This is a genomic window from Candidatus Cloacimonadota bacterium (assembly GCA_011372345.1).
Classification (GTDB): domain Bacteria; phylum Cloacimonadota; class Cloacimonadia; order Cloacimonadales; family TCS61; genus DRTC01.
In genome coordinates this window covers 1-3,713 of the sequence record DRTC01000408.1, presented here as the reverse complement: position 1 = coordinate 3,713, position 3,713 = coordinate 1, and the positions used below count along the sequence as shown (strand labels likewise).

The 3,713-nt window shown below is 35.4% G+C and carries 2 protein-coding genes; both read right to left on the bottom strand.

Annotated elements, in window-relative coordinates:
- Positions 1-286 precede the first annotated feature (286 nt).
- Positions 287-2,749: a TIGR03960 family B12-binding radical SAM protein gene (locus tag ENL20_07995; GenBank protein HHE38500.1), complete on the bottom strand. Its 2,463-nt coding sequence runs from the start codon at positions 2,747-2,749 to the stop codon at positions 287-289.
- A 120-nt stretch (positions 2,750-2,869) separates the two neighbouring features.
- A complete protein-coding gene (locus ENL20_07990) occupies positions 2,870-3,586 on the bottom strand; it encodes a hypothetical protein (protein HHE38499.1) in 717 nt (238 codons plus the stop codon).
- Positions 3,587-3,713: the final 127 nt, after the last annotated feature.

Genomic DNA, 3,713 nt, shown 5'->3' with positions numbered 1-3,713 from the left:
TATCTTTATTTATGTGCCCATTGAAATAATCACTATGGACAGATCAGGTCAAAGGTGATTTTTTTCTCTCAATTTTTATTCCAAACAGAATTTTTCTTGCGTGAACTTTCTGGATAACCAGTTAAATAAAATAAAGAATTTTCGCATTTCTCCGGATGGGAAACTTGTCGTTTTTTCCTATAAATATGATCTGTTTGCAGTTCCGGAAAAAGGTGATGAAGTTAAACAGATAACTTCAAATCAAGCAGGAATTATCAACAGCTTTTGCAGGATTTAATAAGCCGCTTTATCCCTCAGGTAATAATCTTTTCCTGATAATCACAAAATCCCCGGTTTTTTCCCTCTCAACTTCATAAATTTTTCTCAAAACATCAAAAATACTTGCACCGATAATTGATTTGGTGATATTCAAAACATTATTCTTTAAATATATTTCTTTGATCAATTGTTTTAAATTTGAGGTTTGCTCTTTTCCTTTCCTGATACGAGTGAAAAACCATTCTTCAGAATCGAGAAAATTATTCGTTCGCTTTTCAAAGTGTTCGGAAAATTGTTTAGGAATTTCGATTTCAATTTCTTCGTATTTAAAGAATTCCATTGCTCGTTGTTTTTTATTTTGCAGGAATTCTATTTTTTTAACTTTCAATGTGTCAGGAAAAGTCAGTTTCAGTTTTGTTTCAATTTCATTCAAATCAATTTCCCGTTTCAAAACAAAATCGCAGTATTCATTTTCTCCCTGAACTCCAACCGGAAGAGGAGGTCCGGGACTGATCCGCGGATGAACATTAAATCCTTGCGTAAAAACGATAGGAAGCCTGGAAACTCGCACAATCCTCTGCAGCATCCTGACCAGGTCGAGATGAGCAACGAACTGCATAATCCCCTTTTTCTCAAAAAAAACACGATAATGAAAATAATTTTGTTGAAGGAGTTGTTTTTCCAAATGGGTATTAATTCTTTTAGTCTTCTTTTTTTCTGCATAAATATTGGAAATTTCCGAATTACAAATTCCGCATGCCGAACATTTCCCGGTTTTGCAATCTTCCAGAGTTATTTCATTTTTAGCATTTTCCCATTCTTTCAGGAGGAAATTCTTATCTATTCCAATATCGATATGTTCCCAATCCAAACAAGAATCCAAAGGAATTTCCGAAAGAAATTTTTCAAAATTTATATCTGATTCTGCCGCTGCTTTTTCCCAGATTCCAAAGTCAAAGTATTCATTCCAACCATCGAATTTGGCACCGTTCTGATAAGCAGAATGGAGCAATTTCCCCGTCTTTCTGCTTCCTCTTCCCAAAATACATTCGAGGATTGAGGACTTGATCTCATGATATTTGATTTTGATGAACTTATACCTGTTCAGTGAATATTTTATCTTATCGGCTTTTCTTTGCAGAGACTCTCTCGAATCCATTTTCGACCATTGAAAAGGTGTGAAAACTTTCGGAACAAAAGGTGAAATAGTGATATTTATCCTTAATTTTTTTTGTGAATTTCGCACGATCTTTTCTATTAACCGGATAATTCCATCTATGTCTTTTTCTTCTTCAAAAGGAAGACCGATCATAAAATAGAGTTTAATCAGTTTCCAGCCGTTTTTCAAAGCAATTTCTATACTTTGCAGGATATCATCTTCGGTAATGTTTTTGTTAATGATGTTTCGCAGTCCTTGTGTTCCCGCTTCCGGAGCGATGGTTAGTCCTGTCTGCTTCATCGCATTCAGGAGTTTTGTCAATTCATCATCGATCGTATCGACACGTAGAGAAGGCAGAGAAAGACTGACATTTTGTTTATTAAGATGCTCGTAAAGCTCAAATAAAAGAGATTTTATACAACTGTAATCGCTTGTGGAAAGAGAAGTTATAGCAGCTTCATCCCAACCAAATTGTTTGATTTCCCTGATCAATTCTTCAAAAATAATATTTGAGTCTTTTTCCCTGACCGGACGATAGAACATTCCGGCATGACAGAAACGACATCCGCGCGTGCAACCACGCATAATTTCCGCAACATAGCGGAAATGAGTCGGTTCCAGCCAGGGAATTAACTGGTTCTGATGAGATCTTGTGGGATTGTTGAAATCAAGGAATTTCCTGATCCTGATTTTCCGGTTGGAATTTTTATTAAATAAAGCTGGAACATAAATTCCTTCAATTTCTGCTAATTTCTGAAGTTTTTCTTCATGAGATTTTGATCTGTACTGTTTCAAGCAATTCTTGATCTCGATAATCGCTTCTTCCGCATCTCCGATTAAAAAAGCATCGAAAAAATCTGTTAGAGGTTCAGGATTGGTTGAACACGGTCCTCCTCCTAAAATTAGAGGATGTTCTTCATTTCTGTCTTTGCTGAACAAGGGAATTTGGGCAAGATCGAGAGTATAAAGAATATTCGTAAAAGTCAATTCAGACTGCAAAGTAAAACCGAGAACATCGAAATCCTTTACTGCAACTTTACTTTCCAATCCAAAAAGAGGAATTTTATTTTCTTTCAACTTTTCTGCAAAATCAGGCCAGGGCGCGTAAACTCTATCTGCAACTGCGTCTTTTTCATTATTCAAGATCGAGTAGAGGATCTTTAAACCAAGATGGGAAAAACCGACTTCATAAACATCAGGAAATGCAAGACAAAAATTGATCGTGTTTTTAGAAGGTATTTTCCGAAAACTGTTCAATTCCTGATTTATGTAACGAGTTGGCTTCAGAACTGATGGTAAAAGGTGTTGGTATTTTATTTTGTCGAAGGGCATAAATTTCTTCTTGTTCCCAAATTCCTATTTGGGAATGCAGTAATATATTTGGATCAGAGTTTCAACTTCTCGTTACAAAACCGGAGTTTTGTAACGAGAAGTAATGCAATTAGGTGCAACTCACTCTTTATAGTTGAACGGACTTTCTTTTCCTTTGAACAGATATTCATCAATATAATCGGTTGTATCGCTCAACGCGGCTTTGTTCAAAGCATAAATATCGGGACTTTTTTCTGTACCGCGAATCTCCGATCCGTTTGTAATCATGGAATTCTGTTCCTTCTCTTCTTTAGAATCATATTTGTCTGTTGTCGAAGAACCTTCTTTCTCTTTCTTTTGTGAATTCTGTCCTTTTTCTATTTCATCGCTTTTTTCAACCTCTTTTTTCGTCTCGACTTTTGCTTTTATTTTCTTTCTGAATGGTGATTTGAGGACTCCATCTTTGTTGAGTTTGATCACGATCAAGGTTAAGACAATAATCAGAATGATCAATAAGGTAACTGCGAAAATATTTGTTGGGATCATCATTTTCTTGGGCTGGATCGATTTTGTTCGGGAAATGTGTTTTTGCTTGATATTCGCTTTTTGATCCAATTGCTGCAGGATTTTATTTACATCGGCTCCGATTGCTCTGGCATAAGAAGCAAGCGTTGCTTTGGCATAACCAAAACCACCAAGTTTTTTAAAATCATCGTTTTCAATGTCCTGCAGGATCCTAACTTTGATCTTTGTTATCTCGAAGATCTTTTCCAGAGTGAGTTTTTTTTCTTCCCGGACAGATTTCAAATATTGACCGATACTTTCCATCTTTGAACCTTTGTTTATTGAATTTTCCATAAATTGAGTTATAAGTTATTTGCTGTCTTTTGTGTCAAGTCGAATGTAATTTCAGAATTTTAATTTGATTCTGAATTTGAATGATTGACATTTTTCCCAATATGAAAAATGAGGAAACGATTCAGTA